This is a genomic window from Pseudoalteromonas amylolytica (assembly GCF_001854605.1).
GTDB lineage: Bacteria > Pseudomonadota > Gammaproteobacteria > Enterobacterales > Alteromonadaceae > Pseudoalteromonas > Pseudoalteromonas amylolytica.
Map to the genome: position 1 here is coordinate 1 of NZ_MKJU01000017.1, position 1,773 is coordinate 1,773.

Consider the following 1,773-nt stretch of genomic DNA (forward strand, 5'->3'; position numbering starts at 1 on the left):
AATCTCAGACATCGGGCGAATACGTTGCATCGCTTCGCCATCCACATCTACATATACCGTTCTTAGCACTTCATGGCGCGTGAGAATACTTTCAAACACCTGTTTTATCAGGCCTAAATCAAGCTCCCCTTGTACCTGCCACGCCATCGGCATATTGTATTGTGCTGAGCCTGCTTGTAGCTGGTCGATAAACCACAAACGTTGCTGCGCAAAAGACGTGACATAGTGAGGCTTGGTACGCGCTATCACTGTGAGCGGTGCAAGTACCTGTGTGCCTTGATGTTCATCTATTGCAACCGCAAGCTCGGATAATGTCTTCGCACTAAACACAGCCTGTACCGGCAGTTCAACATCAAAATGCGTACGAATAAGCGAAATCAAACGAATACTCAGCAGTGAATGCCCTCCCAGTTCGAAGAAGTTATCATTACTACCAACCTTGCTCACATTGACATTAAGCACTTCAGCAAACATCACAGCCAATTGTGATTCAACCTCATTACGCGGTGCAACATAGACCTTACTTGATTCTAGGTTTACCTGCATAGCTTCTAGAGTGATCCGATCAACCTTACCATTGGGCATTAGCGGAATTGATTCTAAACGGATACAAGCCGCAGGCAGCATGTACTCAGGTAATGTTCGACGCAGGTGTGCCCTTAATTCCCCCTCGTCAAGCCCTGTTTTATTATTCGCCGGGACATAGTATGCGATGAGTTGCTGACTACCCTCGAGGTTTTTAGCCACCACCGCACAGTCTGTCACGTTTGCAAACTGACCCAACTGCGCTTCAATCTCACCAATTTCAATCCTAAACCCGCGGATCTTAACTTGGTTGTCTATTCGTCCTAGGTACTCTAACTCACCATTATCCAACCAGCGTACTAAGTCTCCCGTTTTATACATCCGTCTACCATGCTGTGACTGCGCATCATAAAATGGGTTATCTAAAAACTTCTCAGCACTTAACGCTTCACGTCGATAATACCCTCTGGCCAGCCCTTCTCCCGATAAGTACAACTCTCCCATCACCCCTTTCGGCGCTAAGTTTTCGTACTCATCAAAAATGTAAGCCTGTGTATTGGCTATCGGTTTTCCTATGCTTGCCTGACCATTCGCCACTCTGCGGGTAAACGTCGAGTATGTGGTGTCTTCTGATGGACCATATAAATCATAGACATCTTCTACCGCCGTCATGCTGTAAATCTTATCAACCAAGCGGTTTGATAATGGCTCACCCGCTAAGTTTATCGTTTTCACCGACGCTGGTATCGCATTCAACCGCAGTAATTCTTCCATCGCTGAAGGCACTGTGTTGATAAGTCGTATATCATGTTGGCTTTTCAGCTCTGGCAACGACAAGATATTCCCAACCAGAATTACTTTACCGCCATTGCCCAGAGTTTGAAAAATCTCATAAATCGATAAATCAAAACACATCGACGTCGCCGCCAATACGCCCTCTAAGGAATCTTGTGAATACACCGATTTCGCCCAACTTATCAACGCCACTGCGCTGTTATGCTCTATAGCAACCCCTTTGGCCTGACCTGTCGACCCTGACGTGTAAATCACATAAGCTAGGTGTTGAGGTGTCACTGCTACATTGAGGTTATCCTCGGTGCCATCATACTCTGACCACGATTCATCTAACGCTATTAACTCTGTTTCACCGCTTAGGAGCGAAGTTAACTGAGTGCGTAATTTACTCTGTGTTAAAACTAGCTTCGCTTGGCTGTCTTGCAGCATGTGTTGTAAACGCGCCTGTGGGTA

Annotated in this window: 1 protein-coding gene; it reads right to left on the minus strand. The window is 46.2% G+C overall.

Going from position 1 to position 1,773, the window contains the following annotated elements; translation table 11 throughout:
- The coding region (locus BET10_RS04155) for a non-ribosomal peptide synthetase (RefSeq protein ID WP_139158738.1) at window positions 1-1,773 on the minus strand (1,773 nt) is incomplete at both ends.